The sequence below is a fragment of the Allorhizobium sp. Av2 genome, assembly GCF_021462805.2.
Lineage (GTDB): Bacteria > Pseudomonadota > Alphaproteobacteria > Rhizobiales > Rhizobiaceae > Allorhizobium > Allorhizobium vitis_G.
Map to the genome: position 1 here is coordinate 2,540,876 of NZ_CP192696.1, position 23,397 is coordinate 2,564,272.

The 23,397-nt window shown below is 54.8% G+C and carries 20 protein-coding genes and 1 pseudogene; 12 read left to right on the forward strand and 9 right to left on the reverse strand.

Going from position 1 to position 23,397, the window contains the following annotated elements:
• Positions 1 to 127 precede the first annotated feature (127 nt).
• The gene (locus FS819_RS12100) at positions 128 to 928 is read left to right on the forward strand and encodes an endonuclease/exonuclease/phosphatase family protein (RefSeq protein WP_156547024.1); all 801 of its coding nucleotides are present in this window, start codon (positions 128 to 130) and stop codon (positions 926 to 928) included.
• A gap of 453 nt (positions 929 to 1,381) precedes the next feature.
• A complete protein-coding gene (locus FS819_RS12105; protein WP_156547026.1) occupies positions 1,382 to 2,686 on the forward strand; it encodes a DNA cytosine methyltransferase in 1,305 nt (434 codons plus the stop codon).
• Here the strand turns inward: FS819_RS12105 and FS819_RS12110 are convergent.
• Entirely contained in the window at positions 2,567 to 3,511 is a 945-nt protein-coding gene (locus FS819_RS12110) for a response regulator (protein ID WP_156629707.1), read from the reverse strand. The genes FS819_RS12105 and FS819_RS12110 overlap by 120 nt on opposite strands.
• Positions 3,508 to 5,832: a sensor histidine kinase gene (locus FS819_RS12115; protein WP_156547031.1), complete on the reverse strand. Its 2,325-nt coding sequence runs from the start codon at positions 5,830 to 5,832 to the stop codon at positions 3,508 to 3,510. Before FS819_RS12115 ends, FS819_RS12110 begins: the two co-directional genes overlap by 4 nt.
• 222 nt (positions 5,833 to 6,054) lie before the next feature.
• On the opposite strand from FS819_RS12115, the gene FS819_RS12120 reads away from it, so the two are divergent.
• The 3 genes from FS819_RS12120 to FS819_RS12130 all read left to right on the forward strand — a co-directional run bounded on the left by FS819_RS12120 (position 6,055) and on the right by FS819_RS12130 (position 9,229).
• The gene (locus FS819_RS12120) at positions 6,055 to 6,390 is read left to right on the forward strand and encodes a very short patch repair endonuclease (protein ID WP_234624512.1); all 336 of its coding nucleotides are present in this window, start codon (positions 6,055 to 6,057) and stop codon (positions 6,388 to 6,390) included.
• Positions 6,391 to 7,130: 740 nt separating this feature from the next.
• The gene (locus FS819_RS12125; RefSeq protein ID WP_156629706.1) at positions 7,131 to 8,087 is read left to right on the forward strand and encodes a toll/interleukin-1 receptor domain-containing protein; all 957 of its coding nucleotides are present in this window, start codon (positions 7,131 to 7,133) and stop codon (positions 8,085 to 8,087) included.
• Between the two features lie 401 nt (positions 8,088 to 8,488).
• Positions 8,489 to 9,229, forward strand: a complete 741-nt coding sequence (locus FS819_RS12130) for a hypothetical protein (protein ID WP_156550905.1) — start codon at positions 8,489 to 8,491, stop codon at positions 9,227 to 9,229.
• A gap of 161 nt (positions 9,230 to 9,390) precedes the next feature.
• Here the strand turns inward: FS819_RS12130 and FS819_RS12135 are convergent, their stop codons facing one another.
• On the reverse strand, positions 9,391 to 10,068 hold the full coding sequence (locus FS819_RS12135; RefSeq protein ID WP_156550906.1) for a type 1 glutamine amidotransferase domain-containing protein: 678 nt from the start codon (positions 10,066 to 10,068) through the stop codon (positions 9,391 to 9,393).
• A 352-nt stretch (positions 10,069 to 10,420) separates the two neighbouring features.
• Positions 10,421 to 11,299, reverse strand: a complete 879-nt coding sequence (locus tag FS819_RS12140) for a LysR family transcriptional regulator (RefSeq protein WP_156550907.1) — start codon at positions 11,297 to 11,299, stop codon at positions 10,421 to 10,423.
• Between the two features lie 89 nt (positions 11,300 to 11,388).
• Between FS819_RS12140 and FS819_RS12145 the strand changes: the two genes are divergently transcribed.
• Complete coding sequence (locus FS819_RS12145) at positions 11,389 to 12,303, forward strand: DMT family transporter (protein WP_156550908.1); 915 nt, start codon at positions 11,389 to 11,391, stop codon at positions 12,301 to 12,303.
• Between the two features lie 143 nt (positions 12,304 to 12,446).
• On the forward strand, positions 12,447 to 13,304 hold the full coding sequence (locus FS819_RS12150; protein WP_234624511.1) for a DMT family transporter: 858 nt from the start codon (positions 12,447 to 12,449) through the stop codon (positions 13,302 to 13,304).
• A gap of 110 nt (positions 13,305 to 13,414) precedes the next feature.
• On the opposite strand, the gene FS819_RS12155 is transcribed toward FS819_RS12150, so the two are convergent.
• Complete coding sequence (locus FS819_RS12155; protein ID WP_156550910.1) at positions 13,415 to 14,170, reverse strand: carbon-nitrogen hydrolase family protein; 756 nt, start codon at positions 14,168 to 14,170, stop codon at positions 13,415 to 13,417.
• A 113-nt stretch (positions 14,171 to 14,283) separates the two neighbouring features.
• A complete protein-coding gene (locus tag FS819_RS12160; protein ID WP_156551011.1) occupies positions 14,284 to 14,748 on the reverse strand; it encodes an Lrp/AsnC family transcriptional regulator in 465 nt (154 codons plus the stop codon).
• 125 nt (positions 14,749 to 14,873) lie between these two features.
• Here FS819_RS12160 and FS819_RS12165 point away from each other — a divergent pair, with 125 nt between their 5' ends.
• The 5 genes from FS819_RS12165 (at position 14,874) to FS819_RS12185 (ending at position 21,254) form a co-directional block, all read left to right on the forward strand.
• Positions 14,874 to 15,488, forward strand: a complete 615-nt coding sequence (locus FS819_RS12165) for a LysE family translocator (RefSeq protein ID WP_197433988.1) — start codon at positions 14,874 to 14,876, stop codon at positions 15,486 to 15,488.
• A 618-nt stretch (positions 15,489 to 16,106) separates the two neighbouring features.
• Complete coding sequence (gene tssI / locus FS819_RS12170; RefSeq protein ID WP_234624510.1) at positions 16,107 to 18,602, forward strand: type VI secretion system tip protein TssI/VgrG; 2,496 nt, start codon at positions 16,107 to 16,109, stop codon at positions 18,600 to 18,602.
• A 14-nt stretch (positions 18,603 to 18,616) separates the two neighbouring features.
• Complete coding sequence (locus FS819_RS12175) at positions 18,617 to 19,729, forward strand: DUF4123 domain-containing protein (RefSeq protein WP_197433987.1); 1,113 nt, start codon at positions 18,617 to 18,619, stop codon at positions 19,727 to 19,729.
• Positions 19,730 to 20,131: 402 nt separating this feature from the next.
• Positions 20,132 to 20,773 carry a hypothetical protein gene (locus FS819_RS12180; RefSeq protein WP_156550913.1) on the forward strand — a complete coding sequence of 214 codons (642 nt, stop codon included), beginning with the start codon at positions 20,132 to 20,134 and terminating at the stop codon, positions 20,771 to 20,773.
• Positions 20,754 to 21,254 carry a GNAT family N-acetyltransferase gene (locus FS819_RS12185; RefSeq protein ID WP_156550914.1) on the forward strand — a complete coding sequence of 167 codons (501 nt, stop codon included), beginning with the start codon at positions 20,754 to 20,756 and terminating at the stop codon, positions 21,252 to 21,254. Before FS819_RS12180 ends, FS819_RS12185 begins: the two co-directional genes overlap by 20 nt.
• A 404-nt stretch (positions 21,255 to 21,658) precedes the next feature.
• Here the strand turns inward: FS819_RS12185 and FS819_RS12190 are convergent, their stop codons facing one another.
• The 3 genes and pseudogenes from FS819_RS12190 to FS819_RS12200 all read right to left on the reverse strand — a co-directional run.
• Positions 21,659 to 22,315 carry a transcription termination/antitermination NusG family protein gene (locus FS819_RS12190; RefSeq protein ID WP_156550915.1) on the reverse strand — a complete coding sequence of 219 codons (657 nt, stop codon included), beginning with the start codon at positions 22,313 to 22,315 and terminating at the stop codon, positions 21,659 to 21,661.
• On the reverse strand, positions 22,302 to 22,733 hold the full coding sequence (locus tag FS819_RS12195) for a hypothetical protein (RefSeq protein WP_234624509.1): 432 nt from the start codon (positions 22,731 to 22,733) through the stop codon (positions 22,302 to 22,304). Before FS819_RS12195 ends, FS819_RS12190 begins: the two co-directional genes overlap by 14 nt.
• A gap of 141 nt (positions 22,734 to 22,874) precedes the next feature.
• Positions 22,875 to 23,387 (reverse strand): annotated as a pseudogene (locus tag FS819_RS12200) (helix-turn-helix domain-containing protein); the annotation flags it as partial.
• Positions 23,388 to 23,397: the final 10 nt, after the last annotated feature.

Genomic DNA, 23,397 nt, shown 5'->3' on the forward strand with positions numbered 1-23,397 from the left:
AAATTCGGACCAACGTCTGAAATGGAGGCGCTTACCCGCCGTCGGACGCACAGCCCAAAAGAGTCCAACTTGCGATCCTCCGTCAAAGCAGCGAAAATCGGGTATGCCGAATTCGAAGGGTAAGCCTATGAAGATAATGTGCCTGAATGGATGGGGTGGAAAATTGCATAAGGAATTGCTGCCCTATGTCGCAACCACTGCGCCCGATGTTCTTTGCCTTCAGGAAGTTGTTCACAGTCCTGCATCCGAAAAAGACTGGTTGACCTATCGCGACGACGATCACGTCTTGCCGCAGCGCGCCAACTTTTTCCGTGATGTCGCATCTGTCTTGCCCGATCACGTGGCTATTTTCTGCCCGGCAGCGCAAGGTGTTCTGTGGGACGGTGATCAGTCAATTCCCTCTCAGTGGGGGCTGGCAACCTTTGTGCATCATTCATTGCCGATTATCGGTCAGGCCCAAGGCTTCGTGCATAAGGATTATTCGCACGTGGGCTATGGCGAACACCCACGATCCCGCAACGCCCACGGGATTAGAGTCTACGACTACGACGCAAGCCGATCTGTCAGCGTGACGCACATGCACGGCCTGCGCGATCTGAACGGCAAGATGGACACCCCAGAACGATTTGACCAGGCGCAGCGGCTACTTGATCTCTCCCGGCAGGTCTCGCAACCGGGAGACCTGATGGTGGTTTGCGGCGACTTCAACGTCGAACCTAACAGCGAGACGCTTGCGGTTTTGGGCGCTGGTGGATTGAGCGAACTGGTAACAAGGCGTGGCTTCCAAAGCACACGGACATCGCATTACAAGAAAGCAAGCCGGTTCGCAGATTACATGCTCGTCAGTCGGGAAGCAGCGGTCCGAGGCTTCGATGTAGTCCATGACCCGGAGGTTTCAGATCACTGCCCGCTAGTGCTCGTTTTGTAACATCCACCGACTGAGCTGGCCTACTTCCTGTCTCGCGCGCAATAGCAGTTTGATAGGGGAGTCGACCTTCCCAACGACGATCGGCAGTCTCCGCTTTCGTGATCGGCTTCCACTTCGACCAACGTCCAGAATGAAGGCGCATTGCGGCCAAAATTGCTTCCGCTTTGCGCCCTCATGTCAGTCGTAGTAGTCATCATAGCCCGCACCCGAAAGCGGACAAACCACCGCCGCGTTGTCATATCTTCTTCGCGCCAGAATCGGTCACGGCTCTTTCGCGTAACTCATGCATGGCAAGCTTGAACAACAGGGACGCGGGGTGGAACATGCAAGTGGCCTACGGGATCGCATATTAACCATCGAGAAACGATGACCTGCTACTTAAGTCATTGACTTCGTACTGTTCCGGCGAGCTTCGTCCTGGACAATCGGGTGCTAGTATGAGATGCTCGAACAATGATTCCTACCTGCGTTGATCTATTCGCCGGATGCGGCGGCCTGTCGCTCGGCCTCGGAACTGCGGGGTTTTCTACGTTGCTGGGCGTGGAAGCGCATGCGGATCCCTTCTCGACATATAAGCTTAACCTCCTTGATCGCAATGGCGACCGGCATCTGTGGCCTTCGTGGCTTGAAAAGCAGCCTTGGAAAGCCGAGGAGCTCCTCCGTTTCCATCGCGACAAACTTGCCGAACTCAAGGGATCCGTGGATCTTGTCGCAGGAGGTCCTCCATGCCAGGGCTTCAGCATGAACGGCCTCCGGCGTCCTGACGATCCACGGAGCAAGATGGTAGACGTGTACCTTGAATACGTGCACGTTCTGCGACCGCGTCTGGTTTTGCTTGAAAATGTAGTCGGGTTTCAGTCGATGAAGCATCGCGCTGGCGGCACCTACCGCGACTACGCAATCGGTGAGTTGGTTCGTCTAGGATACGACTGCTGGACTGACGTCGTCAGATCTGCTGACTGGGGAGTCCCTCAGCGTCGTCCGCGTTTTGTCCTCGTCGCAGCCCTCAAGGGCACGCTTCCTGGCATAGACCCAATCCAGAGGCTGAAAGTTGCCCGAAGGGCGTTCCTCCAGAAACGCGGTCTCGGGCCTGGAACCACTGACAGCAAAGCGGCATTGTCGGACCTTGAGGGCCTCTCAGACCTACGGGCAGACAGGGAATGGGGACACAAGGGCTTTTTTGCCCTGAAAAGGGCGGCGAAGGCGAAGACGCCGTACCAGGCGCTCATGCGGCTAGGTAGCCGAGGCCAGCCGGAAGATCTGCGATTGCCTCGCCACGGAGAGGCCTCCGTTCGGCGTATGCAGGAAATCCTCGACAACTGCGAGCGCGGCGTATGCCTGCGACCGCAGGATCGGGCTCGCCTCGGTATCAAGAAACGGAGCACCACTGCACTAGATCCGAACGACATCGCTCCGACGATCAGCACCTTGCCCGACGATCTGATACATTACTCGGAGCCTCGCTCCATGACCGTTCGTGAACACGCACGGCTGCAGTCGTTTCCGGACTGGTTCTCGTTCTGTGGGCCATACACGACGGGCGGATCTCGTCGGAAGGATGCGTGCCCCCGCTATACCCAGGTGGGGAACGCCGTGCCGCCGCTCCTCGCTGAGGCGCTGGGGGAGACATTGATCGGCCTACTTGCGGTCCAGCAGCAGAACCAGATCACTCATTTCGCGGATAGCGTCGATGTGCGCGGCAAATCCTCGCCTGATCTCCGCGAAATCGTTGACGCTGATCTCGTCGCTGCCTTGTAGCACCCAACCTTCGGCGCCTTCAACCTCGGTGACGTGCCCCAGAATGTTGCGCTTGTTCAAGACCACCTTGTCGTACTGAGCGCTCAATTTTCTGAGCTCGCGCAGACGGTCTACCTGATCGCCGTCGAGGCCGAACGCCGCTGGATTCGCGGCAGCTACCTGAGTGAGGCGTCGAAAATGCTTGAAGAGTTTTGTGCTGTCGATGGCGCGGGTGTCGATGCGTTCCTGCATCCCAGCCGGCCGCGCCGCCTCATACTTCACTTTCATCTCGGTCATAAAACTGAAAACGTCGTTGTCCATCTCCGCGACTTTTTCGGCGCATTTCGGTTCGCGTCGCGTCATTCCCAGTACAGCGTTTTTCATCAGGTCGTCGCATTCTGCAACGACCTTCATCGCAAGTCCCCGCATGCCGGAGAGCCGGTCTAGCGCCCGCGCAGTCTGGTCGATTAACGTGCCGGTCCGTTCGATGAAACGGCTACGGTGGCTGCAGTAGACGCCTTCAACCTCCTTGGCTGCGATCATTCGGCGAAGTTCGGCCTCCTCCACGCTTCCAGAATAGAAGAGGATCGTTACGGAAGGGAATAGCCTCCTGACGGAGGTAGCAAGCTCGTCCCCATTCTCGTTTTTTAGGCGATAGTCGAGGAGGATCAAGTCGAAGCGATGGTAGAGGCTGTGAAGCCGCGCCAGTTCCTCGATCTCGCCTCCGTTTGAAATGACTTGGATGCGCGCCACGAAGCCCGCGTCGGCGACGCGGCGTTTAAGGCTGGCTTCTTCCTCTGCACTGAACGAATCCTCGATCCAGAGGATGCCGAGATCGAGGTTCATGCGTCCTCCCTTGGGATCACAATTTCAAAGTCCGCTCGGGTTCCGTCACCCACGAGCGTAATAGTTCCATTCATCTCCGCCAGAATCTGCCGCACGCTGTAGAGGCCCAGTCCGGTGCCGGTCACCGAGCCCGAGTAGCCTCGTTCGAACAGCTTGGCGACATCCACCCGATCGGGATCGATCCCTAGCCCGTCGTCGCTGACATTGATGGCTATCGCTTTGGATCCCTTAGGCGAGGCGCTGAAGTCCACCCTAGTTGCCTTTGCCTTCCGGGCGTTATCCATCAGGTTGTCGACCAGCACAGCTATGTCGACGGGAGAGAACTCGCGCAGGAGCGTCTGGTCCGCAGCGTCGAAGATGGCCTTCGGCATTCCGGGAACTCCCGAGACACGCACACTGAAGTATTCGTCGAGGAAACGAAGGAGGTCGCCGCTCATTTTGTCGGTCTGGAGGTCGATGCGGATGTTAGGTGCGAAGGAAAGCACCGCGCCGAGCCTGTCGCTCGACAGGTTGGCTCCTGCAATAGATGCCGATGCTCGTCGTGCCGACTGTCGGACCGTTGCAAGCAGGTCGGCTACGTCCTCGCTATCCACTTCTCCCGTGGCCGAAGCAATCGAAAGAACGTTCCGGATTTCATGAGCGGCGTTCGTAATCGCCGACCGAATGTGGCCGAGGTGGATGATGGCTTGGTGCATTAGCAGTTGCACCCGCTCTACGTCCACGTCTCGGCTGCTGCCAAGAAAGCGCGCCTGTTGTTCCAGTCTTGCGATCATTGCATCGGCTCGGACCCGCTCTTCAATGGCCCGTTCGGCTTGCTGGCGGGCCTCTAGGCGCGAGGATTTCAATTCTTCGATTCGCCGCCGTGCATCCTCGATTTGGTTCAGGAGCGAGGCGTCGCCCCGGCGCTCCGCCAGGTCGGACATCGCCTTCAGTGCGCCGTCTGTGATCTGGTCGGGGTCGTCCGCTATCCGGACGATCTCCTTGTCGTAATAAATAACTTCCACGTCCTTCGAGCGAGCGAGTGCCCCGATGATCGAAAGAATTCGATCGCGCGCTCGATCGGTTTCAAGACCTTCGGCCGTGTCGCGATCTTGATCGAAGGAATCTTGCCAGTTCACCCCGACCACGTAGCGCTCCAGGCGGAAAACCATGTGTTTCAGGATCGCCTCATAGAGAGCCCGGCTACGAGCGTCCTCGACCAGGCCGGCATCGCGGCTCGAAACTTCGCGGAAGACTTTCGGCCTGGCCGTCACGTCTACACGGCCGATGATGTCGCGCGTGCCCAGATAGCGTGATGTGCCCTGCTGTTTTCGCCGGTTTAAACCGAGCGTGTCGTCCAACTCGTCGCCGATCGGGGAGATCCTGAAACGGTTTAGGAACAAGAAGACGCTACCGAACTCGACCGGGCGAACTCCCATTCGGCCCGTGAACGTCTTTTTCGCCGACCGGTTAAGAAAGAAGATCTGGCCTTCGACCTTGCAACCCTCCAGTTCCTCGTAGGGTGAACGTTCCTGGATCTCGTAGATTTTCCGCCCTCGGTCAAAAAGGGTCGTATGTATCTGGCCACTCTCGATCGTGACCTCGATCCTGCTCGTCTTCTCCCGTAGAAGGTCGGCGATCTGATTTCCCACCGGTCCATCGACGTCTTTGATCCGGACGTCGGTTCCGTCCAGTAGCCACGTCGAGACCGTGACGCTGGTCGTGGTGCCAAACGGGTCGATAAGCTTTGCCAGGTCCCTCCGGAGCCTTTTCATACGGTCAGCATCCCACTCGTGGCGCGTGTCCCTTATCAGCAGAACAGTGCCATGCTCGCTGGGCGTCGCCGCATTGGCGATTTCTGGAAAGGCCGCGACCCGGTCGATTTCCACGGTGACGTCCTTGAACTCCTTTTGGCTGCTCTGCTCGAACCGGGTCCAGTCGATCGAAAGCATCTCCACCTTGTCTTGGTCCCTCACTCGAGAATAGAGCGAAAGCTTCTCTCCGAGTGTGTCGCAGGCGAAGCGACCGATGCCCTTGCTGCCGGCGTACTGGCCTGCCGTTCTGATCTTGTCGCGATACGATTCCGGCTCTGAATGCGCCTTCTCCGAATACGCGACGAACAACCATTTCTTCCTGATGTCGTCCTGAGTCATCCCGACGCCGTCATCGACGATTGCGATGGTGCGCTCTGATGGGTCGAACTCGATGTCGACCCGCGTCGCCCCTGCGTCGAAGGAGTTCTTCACAAGTTCGAAGATCGCAATGAACTCGTTCGTCACGAGGTCACGCCCGATGATGTCCTTGAGATGCGAACTGATTCTGAAGGTTTCTTTGATCGACATACAATCCTTATACGTGAAAATCAGGGGCGCGCGAGAGTGCGGAACACTTCTCGACAAAGTTTTGTCGTAATCTTATTCGTCAGAGCCAGCATCTATTTCCAGCCTTTTTGACAGGGTGCTTATGGTAGATTTCTTGAATGCCGCAGAGCGCTCCGAAAGGATGTCGAGGATTCGCTCGAAGGATACGAAACCGTAAATAATTCTTAGACAGTCCCTGCATGCTTGGGGCCTCAGGTATCGCCTTGGCGGCCTGGTCTGCCCGGTAGGCCGGATATCATATTCCCTTGGCACAAGGTTGCACTTTTCGTCCACGGATGCTTCTGGCATGGCCATGGATGCGGTATTGCCAACATGCCGAAATCCAATTCGGAGTTTTGGCTAGCGAAGTTCGAACGGAACAAGGCTAGGGACAAGCGGGTGATCGATGAGATTGACAAGCTTGGCTGGCGACCGATGGTGGTATGGGAGTGCGAGATCACTACGAAACGGGCACTGGAAGTGACGTCGGCAGCTCTCGACGAAGCGATCCGAGCTGCGCCGGTATGGTGCGGCGAATAAGCGACGATCTTGATTTGTAGCAATATTGACTGGATTGTGCATTGAGCCGATAGACAATCATCCGGACTCAAACATGATGGCGTACCTTGAAGCTCCACACTGTTTCCCCTTCGGTTGTGCAGAGATAGAGCGAGCCCCTACACTCAGCGTACATCTTCCGGGCTGAGATTAACCACTTCCTTAATGGCTGCATTGAGGGTCGGTAGATGATAGGTAGCTATGCCGCCATTCCGCTGAAATCGGACAGTCAGCATCCCGCCCCGTACTCGTCACCAGGCCAGAGCGGAGAACATTTCCGCTTTGCGCCTTCATTGCGTTCGTTTGGCATGTCGTTGGTATCTCTCGAAAGCCGACATACTACTGGCGAGGATGATCGAATGTCCGTGGTCATTCCGAGCTAAGTTATCAATCGTCCGGTTGGCGCACTGACGTCTATGGCTGTGCGATAAAGGCGGACTATCGTGGCCGCCCCAGCAGGTTTTCGGCTCACTCAAACAGCGCGCCCTTTTCTCGAAGCCTCGTTGCCTCACATTCCCCTCGATCACAATATCTACGTTGGGACTTAGCTTCGGCCACAACCTCCATGAGATTTACCGTCGCCTCCTCCTCAGGGGTTACTAGCAATCAAAGCATTCGCTTTTAGCGTGGCGTGTGAGCCGCTCCAACTCTCTCGTCGCACCCGAACGAGCTTCCCTTATCTTCTAAGTTGTGTAAATTCATCGCTTTGAACCGGGGGGAACATGTCCAAAATTTACGTGTCCTATACGATGCGGGACGACAAGTTTGCGCAAGAACTAATGACAAGTCTGCGCGCCGCTGGACATGAAATTACTATCGAAGGCGCGCGGCTAACGCCGGGTATCAATTGGCGACTGGAACTGAACCAAGGGTTGAAGGCCGCTGAGGTCTTTATCATCCTAATTTCCGAGAGCACAATGCACTCGCAGTTTCCAATGATGGAGCTTGGCACCGCGCGCGCATACGCCGAGACGTCAGGTAAGATGCTCATTCTTCCAATAGTGTTAGGCGAGCTGGCTCTTCCGACAATCGTGCAGGATATTCAGGTCATTTTCGCGCGAAATCGACCAGCCACCGATTTGGTGGCCGATGTAGATGTCGCAATTTCAGCGTTTGAAGGTCGGCGGGCGGCTCAGGAGGAACAGCAGGAAGAACTCGCCCAAGCTGTCCAGGGCAATCTTGCCGAGTTTGTTGATGAGGCGATCAAGACGCAGCAGCAGTATGAAAAAGCGCATAAAGTGGCAGCCCAACGCTGGTATTTGATTGGCTACGCGAGCCTCGTTTTTGGCCTGTTAACAACAGCTTACCTCGCGTATTCCGTCATCATATCTACGGCCACGACGCCCGATTATGCTCGCACAATATCGATATCGTTACTCAACGTGATTGCTATAGCGATTTTGGCAGCCCTTGCCCGCTACGCTTATTCGCTGGGCAAATCCTACATGAGCGAATCCCTTAAGTCTTCGGACCGCATCCATGCGATTCAATTCGGGAAATTTTTCCTACGGGCATATGGCAGTCAGACAAATAGCGCGGAAATTCGAGAAGTTTTCCAATATTGGAATATAGACCGTACATCGACTTTTTCGTCGCTTGATGCTTCCCAAATCGACCCACAGATTGTGAACATGGTCGTCCAGATAGTTTCCGCGATCACTGGTAAGAAAGACAAGTAGGACCTCCAAGGCGGATTTCACAGAGAGTCGACGCCCCGCCCAGGATCACAACAAGAGTCAAGCGTCAGACAGGTTTAACGTTTGGCCTTCGCCAGAGTAATTGGCGCTTACATGGCAACCGAAATGGGGTTTAAAGCTGGACAAGCAAACTTGCCCGGCATGCAGAGCTAGAACGGCTTGTCACGGGTTAGCCCATCTTAGAAGCCGACAGTCCGCTCTCGGCCCCGATGCTGTCGGAACCCGTCCTTTCGCCACAGGCGAAGGGGAGAAATCATTTGGGGTGGGTTCCTGACTTTGGAAGATCTGGGCTGCAACGCCGCTCACATTCCCCCGACGCTGATTTTGCTGTATCGCGTAGTGGAATACACCTATCGGATCATTAGCGTTGGCGGGGGGCCATTTTGACTACCATTGCGCAAGCCTATCTTCACACTAAAGCCAACTTCACTGAGGCCGAGATCAACGACCGGGGGCGAGCGGCTGAAGAGCTTGCCTACGAAATCGCCCGGTCCGTGTTTCCCGTGGATGTTGAGCTTGAAGTCGTTTTTCAGACCGGCAGTCTGATAACCAGAGTGATTGTCGTTGCGTGGGGCGGGTTCATCACTGCGTATGGTGCAATCGCTACCTATCCAGACTTCAAGCAGGGTCTTGGTTTAGTAATAGAGGATGCCCGAAAGTTCGCTGGCGAGTTCAACTCACGGTTCATGTCTGAGGCAGAAATTAGGGATGAGATCATAGCTCGCCAACGCCGAACAGAAACACCAGGCAGGATCAATCGGGCTCTCGACCGACTGACAAGGCTGGAGCAGGACACGCCTGTGAACTTTCGCACCGGGTACCATCAGGAATTTCACGACGCCGTCTCCCAGCTCCATAGGGGCCTGTCAGATTTGGAACCTGCCGACCGCCAACAAGCTACTGAGCTGATTTTTCAACATCATGCGCCGCTCTTGCCGGAGCCACTGCCATCCCAACTCACGAAGCCGATCGCATGGAGGAGGGAAGACGAGGAGTTTGGATTAGTCGGGCTGAGTGAACGCTCCGACATTAAATTCTTGGCCAACTTGAGGACTGACCGACCGCTGAGAGACCAATTGCTGCTGGCGGACAAAGATACCGAACGGGGCAAGATCAGTCGTTAACCGAGTCGAGCATCCCGCCGACAATCACATCGTCGCCATCTTCAACGACGGCGGCTTTTCGCGATGGGTTCCCATAACCGGACCGTCCGCAGTCGGCCCCTTTTGCGTCGCCGCCAGCTAGCCAGCAGGGTCTGACCATCGGGTGAACCTTTCTCTGCGGACTATCTGAAAAATTCGAGAAGGGCCTCAGCCACCGCTTTCGCCGATCGCATGTTCTGACCCGTGATCAACAGCCGATCTCTCACAACAAAAGACTTGAAATCTGGTCCTGCCTGGTAGTCCCCTCCAAGAGACTTCAGCCGATCCTCAAGCAGAAAAGGAACGGTATGGTCGCGGCCGAGGGCTATTTCCTCCGAATTGCTTAAACCGGTGATCCGGCTTCCCTCGATAATGGGCCTCCCGCTGGCATCGATGACCCCGCAGAACGCTGCTGGACCATGGCAGATCGCGGCTACCGGCTTGCCGAGAGAAAGGCATCGGCCAATCAATGTTGCGACGTCCGTATTGTCGGCAAAGTCCCACATTCCTCCGTGGCCCCCAGCGAAAAATAACGCGTCTATGTCCTCAGCGTGGACTGTTTCCAGCAATGCAGAATTTTCAAAATGCGCAAGCGCTGCTACATCACCACTGAACCGGTGGGTCTCCTCTGTTGACGTCTCTTCGCCAACGCTTAGCGGATCTATCGGTGGAGTGCCGCCTAAAGGTGACGCGATCACAACCTCTGCCCCAGCTTCCAAAAAGCGGTAGTAAGGACCTGCAAGCGTCTCAAGACCCAATCCCGTTGGAAGACCGGTCTGTCCGAGACTGCCGTGAGACGTTGATACGATCAGAATTTTCATTACACGCTACCTGCGTTGGCCGACGAAATCGAAATGGAGCAACGTTAGATAATTGTAACGCCCCATAGATTTTTAGCCAGAGACAGCGAACATCCATTTCGCCGCCGCCTAAACTGCCAACTTTGGCGTCCGGTCTTAACCTTCTGCGACCTTTATTTGTCGAGGAACTCCTGCCAACTGTCCAAAAACCCACAATGATTTCGGCATCGTAGAATTTGAGTCTGCAAGAAAATATATTTTGCCACGCCTGCGTCGCGGAAGATAAAGGAACAGACGCAGCCCTAGAAACATCTTCTAACGAAATTTCCTGAGCCAAGTTTTCAGACAATCCGCGGGCTATTTGCGATAGGGCTCATTCGAGGTTGCGCGCCTCGGTGTCGATCCAGCTACAGAACTGCCGAACCACTCGCGAGTCCAACCGGCGCTGGTATCGATATGATCCTATCTCGACCGGTTCATATCCGGGCAGTCCGACAAGTGCACCGGATTGTATTTCTCTGGCTGTGAGGATTGATGGCGCCAGCACCATGCCAAGTCCAGCCACGCAAGCATGAAGCGCCGCATCGTCCGTGTCGAACTGATGGGAGAAGGAAAGGTCTGCCGGAGAAACGCCCGATGTCTCGCACCATAGCTTCCAGTCCCAATTGTTGGACGCACATTGAAGCGCCGGTATATCCTGAATTGTGACCTTCCGAGCCTCGGCATTTGCTGCAAGCAGGCTTGGAGAGATCATAGGGCGGCTCAAATCACGTCCAAGCAGTTTCCATCCTTCAGCATCTTCATTGGCGCGAAAATATCGAATGCTGACATCGGAGATGGGGAGGACAGGAAAGCCCGGCGCAGAGCCCGTTTCAACCTGGACTCTAACGTCAGGGCATAGATCCCGAAAGCGGTCCAGCGCGGGGATGAGCCAGCGCACTGCGAGGGACGTTGATGCCTGGACGCTGATTTCGGTCTCCTGACGATACAGGGCATCGGCCGACCGCTCGATGAGCGCGACGGCTGGCGCGACCTCCTGATAAAACCGCTCGCCTGCGTCAGTTAGCGAAACAGAATTGTTTCCTCGGCGAAAGAAACTCACGCCGAGCTCTTCCTCCAACTTTTTCAGCTGATGGCTCACGGCACTAGGTGTAACGCCGAGTTCAGCGCCGGCTGCGGTCAAGCTCCCGGTGCGAGCCACAGTGGCGAACACTCTAACGGCGTTGAGTGAGATACGGCGGCCGATCTGCATGAGTTTTTCTCAAGCTCCCCTCAAATTCCTCGTTTGAAAACCAGACGGAAATCCACCACAAGCGAAAGGTAAACCCTTCAGGACATGTGATGAGCTCATTCCGCCTTTATACCAATACCAAAGCGATCATGTGGGTCACCATCGGGACAGCATTATTTTCTTTGATTTTCGCATCGGGGAAATTTGCTGATGGAACCGCAACTCCATTTCAAATCCTGTTCCTCCGTTACATCGGTGGCCTGGCAACGCTGCTGCTGGCCGTGGCGGCGCGACGGGAAAGACTGTCAGCCTGTCGAAGCGCTAAACCGCTCTCCCATTTTATGCGAGCCATATTCGGAGCTTCGGGCGGGGGAGCACTGATCTACGCATCCGCAAACATGCCGATCGTAGACGCCACAGCGATCGGTCTGCTCTATGTCGTGTTTGTCATCCCTCTCGGGGTTCTAGTGTTGAAGGAACAGCTCACCAGTCGGCATCTCGGCGCCGTCGCGGTCTGTTGCGCCGGGGCTGCGATCGTTATGGCATCGCGCGGCGCGTTTACCGGGTTCCATCTGGCTTATGTTTTCCCGGCCGGCATTGCAGTTCTCGGCGCTGCATTGCTAGCCGTCGAAGGGCTGATGATCAAGATGCTCTCACACTCCGATCGCGCAATGACGGTGCTACTCTATGTCAACGCGTTCGGCATCCTGCTGATGGCTGGCCCCGCCGCCACGCAATGGGTACCGCTCTCTATCGAAAATGCGATGTCGTTCCTCCTGCTCGGGCCGATCGCAGTGACGGCGCAATATTGCATCGTCCAGGGTTATCGCCTCGCATCACTATCGATCGTCGGCCCGGTCGATTACACTTGGCTGATCTTCGCCGGTCTGATCGGTTTTTTGTTTTTTGGCGAAAAGCCAACCTTGGGTGTAGCAGCAGGTTCAGCGATCATTGCGCTAGGCGGCATAATGCTTGCCATCATCAAGCCACCGGCCTGCGAGCGCGAAAGCTTGTCGCCAGATTAAGGCATATCCACAATCGGCTAGCTCTGCTTCGGGAAGCAGGCCTATGCACCGTGATAGTTTCCCGGAAAGGAAATAAAGGCATGCGGCTAACCTGTCTGGTTTTTGCTCTGCTTGGCCTCTTCTGGGGTTCGAACTTCATCTACATGAAATGGGCAACGGAACTGATCACACCGGCGCAAATCACCCTTCTGCGGGTATTCTTCGGCTTCTTGCCGCTTGCCTTCGTTGCATGGCGCAAAGGTGTGATCCACCAAGCTCAAGTGCGCCACTTGCCGCATTTCCTCGTCATGGCGGTGCTGGCAACGGCCTTCTATTATTTCGCGATCGCGGAAGGCACGGCGCTGCTTCCCTCTGGTATTGCCGGTATCCTCGGCGGTTCGATCTCCTTATTCACGACGATCGCCACCCTTCTGTTCCTTCGCACCGAAAAGCCAAACGCTTTGATGCTGGCCGGTGTTCTTGTGGGCTTCGCTGGCATCGTTCTTATAGCGCGGCCTTGGGAGGGTACGGATAGAACTATCGACTTGGCGGGGGTGTCGTGGATGCTGGCGGCAACCACGATTCTCGGTGTCTCCTACGTTTACGTTCGCCGCTTTCTATCACCTTACAATCTGCCACCCCTCGCGCTCGCCACCTGGCAAACCGGGCTTGCCTTGGTGGTACTCTTGCTCGTCGTCGATCGAACGGGAACAAGCAGCATTCTGCAAAACTGGCACGCAGCGGCTGGCGTCGCGATCGGGCTCGGTGTCCTCGGAACCGGGATGGCCTTCCTGATCTATTATTACCTGCTCCAAGAGCTGGGTGCGGTCGCTGCTTCGGGCGCGACCTATATCACGCCAAATGTCGCGTTGCTGATCGGCTGGGCCAACGGCGAAAGAGTTGGTGTCCCGGAACTCGCCGCCATTATCCTTGTGCTGGCCAGCATCGCGATGTTGCAGATCGGCCGACAACAAGCAGTGAAGCAAGCTGAACAACGCGTAGCCGCAACAGTGAAGCCGTAGCCCCAAGCTTTGCGACACAGTCAGTATCTGGGATGTCTGCTTTTCGCGATAGCAGTCTTAGGAGCCGTCAATATCTTCCCTGCCCCAAGATACCGAACGGCAATGCGCCCTCATTGTAATCGTTGCATTGAAGAAACTGGAACATCGAATATTAATAGGCCAGCTTCGTCCAGCGGCAGTTGGGCTGTCACCTGACCGCCTGGATCGATCACGGCAGTTGGGCCCCAAGATACCCGACCATCACGCTCACCAAAAATGTCCGATGAAACAAGCCAGATACCTTGCTCTAAACATCTCTCACCGCGGACAGCGTTGTGTACGTGAAGATACTGTTCTGCCCGTTCACGGGGCATCATGTTGTTTGCCAGGCAGACAATTAATTCTCCGCCTTGATCGGCGATCATCTTAGCCATAGCCGGAGAATTCGTATCATAACAAATGTTCACGCCGAACCTAAGGCCATCGACTTCGAACATCGGCATTTCAGCATCAGATGCAAAGAAACTCTCTGATTTGAGAAGGTTCTTTTTCCGATAGCGTCCCATCAATGCACCATTCTGAATGATCACCGCGCTATTAAACAGGCTGCCGCAACTTCGTTCAATCAGCCCGGATATGATGATCATATCCGTTGAAGGAAGTAGAGCGAGGAGCGACTGAAATTCTAAAGAAGCAAGGTCTATTGCAGATCGTCGGGCCTCCGCCTCGTTGAGCAGGTATCCTTGTAGGAAGCACTCGGGGAAACAGATTAGTTGGACACCGTGTGCCGCTGCTTGGGTAACGACTTGGTCGGCATATCTTAGAGAAGCGTCGATATCCCCCCGGAATTCCGGCGTCTGCGCAGCTGCGATCCGAACGGTGTGCATGGGCTATAAATCCTATGATCGAAGGGAATCACTCGGGTGCCAAACCATTATCGAAATGGCTACTCAAGTCCGAAACGAGCCCTATAGCGAGATGTAGCCATTTCGCAGTGCCTTTACACAGGTAGAGCGAACGTCTGCTTGACGACTTCGCTGGGCACGTCTGTTTTTACGTTCTGAATGCCATTCTTTCGAGTCAGGTGCGTAGACTGAAAACGGCGATAACCGTCCAGATCTGAAACGACGACCCGCAACAATGCGTCACTCTCGCCTAGCATGATGTAGCATTCTACCACCTCGGGCAATTTGCTCATGGCGGCGATGAACAAGTCTATGGTTTCCGCGTCTTGTGAGGTCAGCCAGACGCGCGCGAACATGGAGAGTGTCAGGCCGATTTTCATCTGATCAAGTACGGCAACATAACGGGAGATGATACCGGCTTCTTCCAATAACTTCACGCGGCGAAGGCAGGGGGATGGGGACAAGCCAACCTCTTTTGCTAACTCCACATTCTGAATTCGCCCATTGCGTTGCAGCGCTTTTAAAATGCGCCGGTCGATATCGTCTAATCTAATTGGCATGGAATTCATTTAAAGAAGCCCTTTCTAACGCTGAATGCCAAAACATTATGTTTTCGAGCAATCTTCGCAACCCAATAGAACGCATCCTGCCATATGATCCTCTTCATAGTGAAAAGGAGACCGGAATGGATTGGGGCTGGCTTGCGGGAATGACAGGTTTCGCATTTGCTATGGCGGCGACGCCTGGACCGAACAACACGATAGTGGCGGCTTCTGGGGCAATGCACGGACTTGCTCGAACAATGCCAGTGATGCTCGGAATTGCCTTCGGAGTTGCCTCAATCATGCTTGCTGTCACAACCTTCGGCATATCGGCAATTACCGACCCGTACGTAATTGCAGCACTAAAATGGGCCGGCGTTGCTTATCTTCTATGGCTTGCTTGGAAGATCGGCAGCGCTGCACCTCTACCAAATGATTTAGAGAAGGAACATCAAGGAGCGGCTGCGCCGCTGTCCTTCATACAAGGCGCATTCTTCCAGTTTATTAATCCAAAGCTGTGGATCATGGTGGGCAGCGCTGTCGTCACCTACGGCACTATGAAAGAGATGGGCCCTGTCCAGCTTGCAGCCATTTTTGCACTCGTATTCGGTGGGATGACCTTCGTCAGCGTTGTCGCGTGGGCGGCACTCGGCGTTTCCGTTCGGCGTTTTCTGACATCACGCCGTGCCGTGAGAACATTCAACGTGGTGATGGCGATCCTTCTTCTTATATCGCTGATTCCCATCGTATTTGAATAAGGCCACCAAGTCTCATGCGTTACCATCACCAAAAGTTCGATGGCTGCTCCCAGCCGATAGCAAATCAAAGGCTTCGGCAGCTGTGCGCCTTCATGCCGTACATTAAACCACCCATAGCCCCTGCCCCAAAGAAGGCATCGCATGGGAAGCAGCGTCACGGCTGCTATCTGTGAAACAGAACCGACGGCTGACCTCATTCGAACAGGGATTAAATAACTGATTGCGATTGCAAACTAGCAACGGAGGCGAAGTCATCAATGGGGCCGATAGTGATCCCATCGGATCTCCATGTCATCTGAATAAATCAGGGCCTTAGGGACCGATCATAGGGTCAACATCCGGCGCCGATTAACACACCAATCTCCCAAAACCGAAAGTCAATACAGAGCAAAAGGCCTGAGCCAGTCGACCACGCCATGCCCAGCGGTCTGCTATCCGCGCGGTTCTCAATAATTCTATCGCCTGACGATATGGTTTCAATAAAATACAACCGTTAACCTTGACCTTTGCGGTAAGCGGCCTAATCTCGCCATGGGAATGGCGCGATTGGGATACTTTTCGCACTTCACCAATATTAATTTTGTTTTTGATGACGCGATAAGTGGAGGAGCATTCCGCATGGACGACGTTCTGTCACCCACCGATTTCATTCAAGCAAGCCGTGTGCTGAAGGTCTCGTCACCCTTGGGTGAAGACCAGCTGCTGCCTGAACGGATGATGGTTGACGAAGGCGTCAATCGGCTTTTCGAGATCACCTTGTCGGTGCGCGCCAAGCGTGAGGCGGTCAAGCCCGATGAGCTAATCGGAAAGTTGGTCGATGTATCGCTCGAAATCCGCCAGGGCGAACTGGACGGTGACGGCGTTCGTCGGCCGTTCAATGGACTGGTGACCAATCTGTCCGAGGGACCGCCGGTGACCCGTGGATTGCGGTCCTATACCCTGACCATCCGTCCGCAACTATGGCTACTGTCGCGCCGTTCCGATTGCCGGATCTGGCAGAATATGACGGCCATCCAGGTGATGGAAACATTACTCTCTGAACACGGTCTTCCCAGTGCCGCCTATGCCCCTCTGCACAAGACACCGCCATCGCGCGAGTTTTCTGTCCAGTGGAATGAAACGGATCTCGACTACCTGCTGCGCCGCTTCGAGCAAGAAGGGCTGTTCTACTGGTTTGAACATGAGAAAGGCGTTCACCGCCTGAAGGTCAGCGACAGCAAGGTGGCCTGGAGCAAGCCATCGGCTGCGGCAGAGGGAGAAGATAAAGTCAGGTTAGCCCAAGGCTCATCGGACCGCAATCACATCAACGAATGGATGCGGCAGTTCTCCTACGTCCCTGGCCAGCGTGCCGGTGCGGACTGGAATTTCGAGACGCCCAGCACTGTACCGCTGAATGTCACGCCGTCACTGATCCAGATGCCGGGCGCCAAACAGCGTGAGCTTTATGAATATCCGGCCCGCATTAGCGATGTGAAGGAAGCCGAACAGGCGGAGACCTTCCGCATGCAAGCAACAGAAGCCGATCATGAGCGGGTGACGGGCAAATCCAATGTGCGTTTTCTGGAAGCCGGACGACGGTTCACGCCCTATGAGGAGCCGCATCCGGAACACAAATACGAAGAGCATGTGATGACCCGGATTACCCATTGGGTCGTTGATCGCTCCTATGAAACGACGGAGAACGAACCAGAATATCGCAATGAGTTCGAGGCTATCCCGTCACGCGTGCCGTTAACCCCGCATCGCGACACGAAACGCCCCCGCATCGAGGGTGCGCAGGTGGCAATCGTCGCCGGACCCTCCGGTGAAGAGATCCACACCGACCAGTATGGCCGCATCAAGGTCTGGTATCCCTGGGACCGGCGAGCCAAGAAGGATGGCAGTGATACCTGCTGGGTACGCGTCGCCCAAAACTGGGCCGGCGGGCAATGGGGTGGGCAAATCATCCCACGGATCGGCATGGAGGTGATGGTTGCCTTCATCGACGGCGATCCGGATCGGCCGTTGGTAACGGGCGTGGTGCCCAATCCGAAGAATGCTGTGCCTTATGATCTTCCGGCCAATAAGACCCGGATGGTGCTGCGCTCCAACACCCACAAAGGCAGCGGCTTCAACGAAATGACATTCGAGGATGAGAACGGCAAGGAGAACATGTTCTTTCATGCCCAGAAGGATCAGACAACACGCGTGCTGAACGACCGCACCAAGCGCATCGACCGCCATGAGGTGGCATCCATCGGCGGTAACCGCGCCGTAGAAGTGGCTGGCAACCAGAAGCATGAGATCGGCGGATCGGTAAACACAGTGGTCGGCGGTACCGGGCCGATGGCCATGCTGGCCATGGCCGGTGTCCAGGCGCTGTCCGGCCAGACAGCAGCGTTGCTCTCGCAAGCAGGTCAAATAGCGGGCGGCGGCGGCCCCGGCATCGCCAGTTTTGCAACAACGCTCGCATCCTCGACATTGGGCTTTCTTGGCGCCGGCGGCCTTTCCGCCCGAGAAGGAATCGTTTCCGGCACGAGCCCACGGGCGGATGCTGGCACGGCACTGGCCGGATCTGGAACAGGGGTCGGCCAGGACGCTGCCAACCTCTTCCCCATGCCCGGTATCATGAACACCATAGTCGGTGCATTCCAATCGACGTCAGTAGGTGTAGCTCAGGCTGAGCAAATTGGCGTGAGTAAGATCGTTAATGTAGGCAGTTCGTTTCTTTCAAGAGTAGGCAAGTTTTATGGATTAACCGTAGGAGAAGATACTGAATTTTCGACTGGAAAAAATTATAAGCTAAACGTCGGTGCTTCAAACGAGACGACAATAAGCGGATCGTATTCCATTGATGTTGGAGACGCCTTCGAAATCCGCGCTGGATCCAAATTTGTAATCCAGGTCGGAGGTACCCGGTTCCAGATGGACAAATCGGGGAACATCACGGTCAAAGCTGGAAACTCTACAATTGTGAATGGCGGCGGGGCTCAACTCACCATTGGTCCAGGCCCAATCCTATATGAGCCTGTACTTGTCCAGGGGGGAACACCTCTACCGAACACGCCAGGGATACCACAGCGCACCAGAAAACCGTTCGCAGAAGTATGTCCGCTACAGCAAGGCGCAGCCTGATTCAGAGGTTTCTTATGAACGCAAACAATGCGCTAACAGACGATAATAGTGGTAGAAACAGAGCGAATTTAAACTCCTTTTTAAAGGCGAATTTCTGGCATAACTCTAGTGAAGATATCTCTGTTTGGGCGCTTTTGGACGGGCAATGGGTGCCGGACCTACTACCTCGCCTAGCTGCCACTAAACTAACATTTTGCAGTTTATATAACGGTTTAGCTACACAGGAGCGCCTAGCAAGTAGCCCGTATCTAGTAAAGCTTGAACCGGAAGATGATTTCACTGATTGGATCTGTGACAGTGGCTGGGGGGCCGGATGGGGTATCGTGCTCCGCGTATCTTCTCAACGCGCTGAAGCGATGTATCGTAAAGTCGGGGATCAATCAGCCCTAAAGGTTCAGGAGAAGACAGCCATGTTCGTTTCCGAGAACCTAAAGCATGAGGACAACGCCCTAGCCCTTAAGATCAGACGCCATCTGCGTTACTTCACTCGAGTTAAATTTGCTAGCGATGGTCGCATCGTAGCTTTTCGATTTTTCGATCCTCACGTACTCGATATTTGGTTACGTGCAGCTAACGATCAAGAAATTCAAACCTTCTTCGGTCCTGTTCTCGCTTTTTTCTCTGACGGATATGCTGGCGTCGGAGACCGTGCCGCTGGAGAACAACTCCGCGTTTATTCCTTAAGTGAAGGGAGCGAAGGTCAGTTTCTGGGCCTGAATGCAGTATCGTATGACAGAAGGGTTGGGACGATAGGGCAACTTGCAGGTTTCTCCTCCTCCCACGAAGCTTCCGTCAGCGTGGGTGCAAAAAAGGTTATGGAGATCCGCGTCGCGGTAGAAAGGGAGTTTGATCGAGATGATTTGGAGGTTGTGTACCGAAACGTAGAAGATTCCATCAATAGGAAATTTCCCGATTTAGATCGAGATAAAGTAGCGTCAGGCATCGATTTTTGCAAAATTTCGGGTGTCGAGAAAACTGCCAACATTGCTTTTATCGTGTCATTACTTGCGAATGGAAGCAGTTTTCTAAACGAAGGGAAAGTGCATCGTTACATGAGCGCCCAGTCACATTATTCCGCAGATCAGCGCATAACTTTGCTAAGATCAATGCTACCGAGAGAGGTGTAATATGGCAGGTGCGTTATTTTTGGTACCAGAGATAGGGGCTGGCCTTTGGTATCTCTTGTTCGGGGCAACTGCAGCGACTGTGGTGGTAGCAGCGGTTTACAACGCAGATGAGATCGAAGAGGCCGTAAGCGGCGCTATCGAGAGAGCCAAACGAGGAGTATGTGCATCGTGCTGTCCGCCATGCGTGCCACCGGTCGGTACAATTGGGGGACGTCTTGACCGTGTGCCGCCGAGCGCTCCGCACCATCCCTGTCCAGGGGACCATATCAATGTTTACATTAGGGCTCAAAACCCGAAAAACTGTCAGTGCTTTTGGTCCCCACAAAAAGGCGCTGGCTCGGTTCTTTGCTTACCACAGGGCGGTTCCGCTCCCCCGAACTGGACTATTTTCTGAGGTCTCCCATGTACTTTCCACTTGGATACAGTCTTGTGCCTTTGAAGGTCCCCGAAGAGGTAAACAAGCTCCTAGACGAACTGTTTAGCATGGGCTTTTCTCGATCTCGAGTTACAAGGCCTTTAAGCTTTGATCAAGACGTATGCCCCTCGTCGTTCGACGTGTTCCAACCCGTGCTCTCAAAACACATTGCAGTGCCGGAAAATGATGATTTCTACGCCGTATATAAGATGTGGGACAATCTTTTCACGATGCTTGCGCATGCTCCCTATATATTAGATGTAAGCGATGTTTTGTATTTCGAAACCCTCCAAGCAAACCCTCGCGATGATTATATAGCTTCCTTGCAAGGCTCTGGTTCTCCTGATCCCTTACCGCCATCCGCTACAGTGGTCAGGGAGATGTTTGACATAGTTGACCGAAGCAACCGGAGCTTTTTTTTCGCGATGAAAACCGACATCGACATATCACTTGTTCATCAAAACGAGTTTGGACTGATCGACTCAGAGGACGATGCGCACTGGCTTTATAAGCAAGTAGATCACGAAAAAGCTCATTCAGAAGAGATCATTAGATTAATAAAGATATCCCTAATAGACAAGGTGCCATTTCAGCAGGAGATCGGATCCATTGTCGAGCATTTGCGGTAATATCAATTTCTCGTTGACCCGGTTGAGATCTACAGAACTGCACGCAAAAAAGCTGATAAAGGATCATAAACACGAAAGCCAACGTAGTTTTCTTGTCAGCGCCTTAGATTTCGCTCTAAAAAATTCTGGTTTTTCATGTGAATACACCAATTCATTTTTTTGCTCAGCAATCATATCTGACGATATTATCGCCAATGCAGTAATTCTAGAGCGCATAACAAAGGTGCACGCTTGGAATGTTTACTATTTTGTTGTTGACCACGACAAAAGACGTCATGCTCTTGGAAGTAAAACTCTAGGCTTTATCAAAGCCATAGCAAGATCGCGCGGCATTCATCAGATCGATGCCTGTGTACTCAACGATAATCATGCAGCACTGAAATTTTGGTCAAAAAACGGTTTCACCGTTAAATATAAGCAAGTTGTTGTCGAGTTTGATGGTGTCGTGCATTTAGGATCATTGCTCAGGTACGAGTGCTGACTGTGAAACAGCACCGAAGGTTGACCCCGCTTGAAAAGGCAATAAGCACCTGATTTTCATCGCAAACTTGCAACGAGAACGGGGTCATCATCGGCGCCGATCATGACCCCGTGCGATCTCCATGTCATCGCAATAAATCAGGACCTTTACGAGATCGAGCATAGGGGCAAACCTCCGACGCTGATTCACGGGTATCGCTACAAAACTTCCCTATTAACACCGAGCTCGAACGCAACTATGAGGGAGCCCTTTCCAGCTGTGGCTTTTTGTCTCCAATTTCCACTCGCTACACAGAAATGACTGACGCCGGTGCGGGAGGCGGATCGGGTTCAAGGCTAACCTACCCCCCTGCCCCGGGCCATCTGACCATCGTCCGAGGGGTCTCCACCTCTCAGGCGATGACCTCAGGTCGCAATGGCATCAATGCCCATGGTGATCTCGCTCATCCCACCAAACAGCGGCACGTCAACCACCACCTGACCACGCTTGGACAGCACTTTGCGCACCGTCACCACGAAGTCGGCAAACGGGCCGGAGCGGATCGTTACCTGCTTGCCCAGCACATCCGGCATCGGTGGCACGTCGCCCGCCTCCATATGCTTCCTCTCCGCAGTCTTGGCCGATAGGAGCAGCTGCCGCATCAAGGGTTCCGGCATCAGGTAGGGCTTGCCATCCCGTCCCATCAGGCTCCGCAGCTTGGATGCCAGCATGAGACCGACATAGGCTTCATTGTCCGGGATCACCTGCACGAACAGGTATCCACGAAATAGCGCCCGCTGGACGATGATCGCTGGCTTGCCGCGCCTGGGCGGTAGTCTCAGCCGCTCGCAGGGGCACCAGCATTCAATACCCTGCTGTCCAAGGGAATCTCGGATCACCTGTTCCATGCCGATCTTGCAGCTGGCCACCACCCAGCGGGCCAGTTGGTCGAAGTCAGGGCGGTCACGCCTGGCCATGGCGATCTGGCGCTGGCGTTTGGCCTCAAGGGCTTTGGCGTCCGTCAGCTTCGCAAGCCTTTCGTTCGAGACGCTATTCAGAAGTTTGCCGTTATGCTGCATCATGGGTGCGTCCCTCGCTGAGGCTGATTTTGAAGTGCCGAAGGGCGGCCTCGACCGCCGCATCGAGATCGGGCTCTCCTGGGTCGACCGGCGGAAAGTAATTCCACTCGCACCGTCCATCGATAAACATCCATCCCCGCCGCTCATGGAGCCGCCGCCAAGCGGCAAACAGCTCGCTGTCTGGCTTGACCCCGACAAAGCCGGCCACCAGCGGCAACAGATCCGCCGAGGTCACAAACTGTTCGCCACGAAGGGCGCGGTCTTGCATTTTGACCACCAACGGCCAGCCGTGCTCCCGGCGCTTTTCCCAGATCAGCGCTTCCCGGCTGATCGCACCGGAGGCAATCCGCCGCTCATCGAAAGCCGTGATGAAGAACGGGCCGGTCGGGTCTGACAGCAGAGCCTCCAAGCGCCGTCCCATCCAAAGCTTGCCGCACGGCTTGGCGACGACGCGCGCTGGCTCCTGCGTCTCACCCAGATGGTCAGGCAGGTCTGTCCATGCCCGTGCCTTGAGGTAAACGGCGGGCGCTGTCAGGTCGTCGCGCTTTGCCCAGGCGAGATAGGCTGGTGTTCGCTCAATGCAGGCGTCCCGCTCCTCAGCCGACAGCGCAAACCAGGCATTGCGGGCAAATTCGGGACTGCCGGGCTTGGGCCAGAGTTTGTACCAGGCGTCAAACTGCCGACCGATCCGGGCTCGCTCGGTGCGCTTGGCTGCCTTGTCGTCCGCAGCGGGAACCGCATTGCCTTGCGAAACCAGTTCGCAAACTCCCTCCCCTTGGTAAGAGTCAGTCTTTGCTAGATCTAAGTTATTACTAGGTGCCGATTTTACCGGCGACGGTAAAACCGGCGACGGTTTTGCCGGCGACGGTTTTGCCGGCGACGGCGTTTCAGTCTGCGGTAGAAATGCAACACTTTCTGATGCCGCATCGGAACCGTCAGAGCCGGCGGATTTGGCGGAGGCATCGGCGTTGCCGGAAGCATCAGCGGTGTCGGAGACACCGGTGGTGTCAGAGACGTCGGAGGCATCGGTGTTATTGGAGGCATCCGGGACCGCCTGGCGTGGCTCGTCAAAGATGACAAGAACC

What these genes read in the sequence shown, in the direction of transcription:
- FS819_RS12135 (WP_156550906.1), bottom strand. Translation starts at nt 10,068, where the DNA reads ATGAAAATTCTGATCGTATCAACGTCTCACGGCAGTCTCGGACAGACC.
- FS819_RS12115 (WP_156547031.1), bottom strand. Translation starts at nt 5,832, where the DNA reads ATGTCGATCAAAGAAACCTTCAGAATCAGTTCGCATCTCAAGGACATC.
- tssI (WP_234624510.1), top strand. Translation starts at nt 16,107, where the DNA reads ATGGACGACGTTCTGTCACCCACCGATTTCATTCAAGCAAGCCGTGTG.
- FS819_RS12175 (WP_197433987.1), top strand. Translation starts at nt 18,617, where the DNA reads ATGAACGCAAACAATGCGCTAACAGACGATAATAGTGGTAGAAACAGA.
- FS819_RS12190 (WP_156550915.1), bottom strand. Translation starts at nt 22,315, where the DNA reads ATGATGCAGCATAACGGCAAACTTCTGAATAGCGTCTCGAACGAAAGG.
- FS819_RS12195 (WP_234624509.1), bottom strand. Translation starts at nt 22,733, where the DNA reads ATGGGACGGCGCTTGGAGGCTCTGCTGTCAGACCCGACCGGCCCGTTC.
- FS819_RS12165 (WP_197433988.1), top strand. Translation starts at nt 14,874, where the DNA reads ATGGATTGGGGCTGGCTTGCGGGAATGACAGGTTTCGCATTTGCTATG.
- FS819_RS12180 (WP_156550913.1), top strand. Translation starts at nt 20,132, where the DNA reads ATGTACTTTCCACTTGGATACAGTCTTGTGCCTTTGAAGGTCCCCGAA.
- FS819_RS12105 (WP_156547026.1), top strand. Translation starts at nt 1,382, where the DNA reads ATGATTCCTACCTGCGTTGATCTATTCGCCGGATGCGGCGGCCTGTCG.
- FS819_RS12145 (WP_156550908.1), top strand. Translation starts at nt 11,389, where the DNA reads ATGAGCTCATTCCGCCTTTATACCAATACCAAAGCGATCATGTGGGTC.
- FS819_RS12125 (WP_156629706.1), top strand. Translation starts at nt 7,131, where the DNA reads ATGTCCAAAATTTACGTGTCCTATACGATGCGGGACGACAAGTTTGCG.
- FS819_RS12110 (WP_156629707.1), bottom strand. Translation starts at nt 3,511, where the DNA reads ATGAACCTCGATCTCGGCATCCTCTGGATCGAGGATTCGTTCAGTGCA.
- FS819_RS12100 (WP_156547024.1), top strand. Translation starts at nt 128, where the DNA reads ATGAAGATAATGTGCCTGAATGGATGGGGTGGAAAATTGCATAAGGAA.
- FS819_RS12150 (WP_234624511.1), top strand. Translation starts at nt 12,447, where the DNA reads ATGAAATGGGCAACGGAACTGATCACACCGGCGCAAATCACCCTTCTG.
- FS819_RS12155 (WP_156550910.1), bottom strand. Translation starts at nt 14,170, where the DNA reads ATGCACACCGTTCGGATCGCAGCTGCGCAGACGCCGGAATTCCGGGGG.
- FS819_RS12140 (WP_156550907.1), bottom strand. Translation starts at nt 11,299, where the DNA reads ATGCAGATCGGCCGCCGTATCTCACTCAACGCCGTTAGAGTGTTCGCC.
- FS819_RS12160 (WP_156551011.1), bottom strand. Translation starts at nt 14,748, where the DNA reads ATGCCAATTAGATTAGACGATATCGACCGGCGCATTTTAAAAGCGCTG.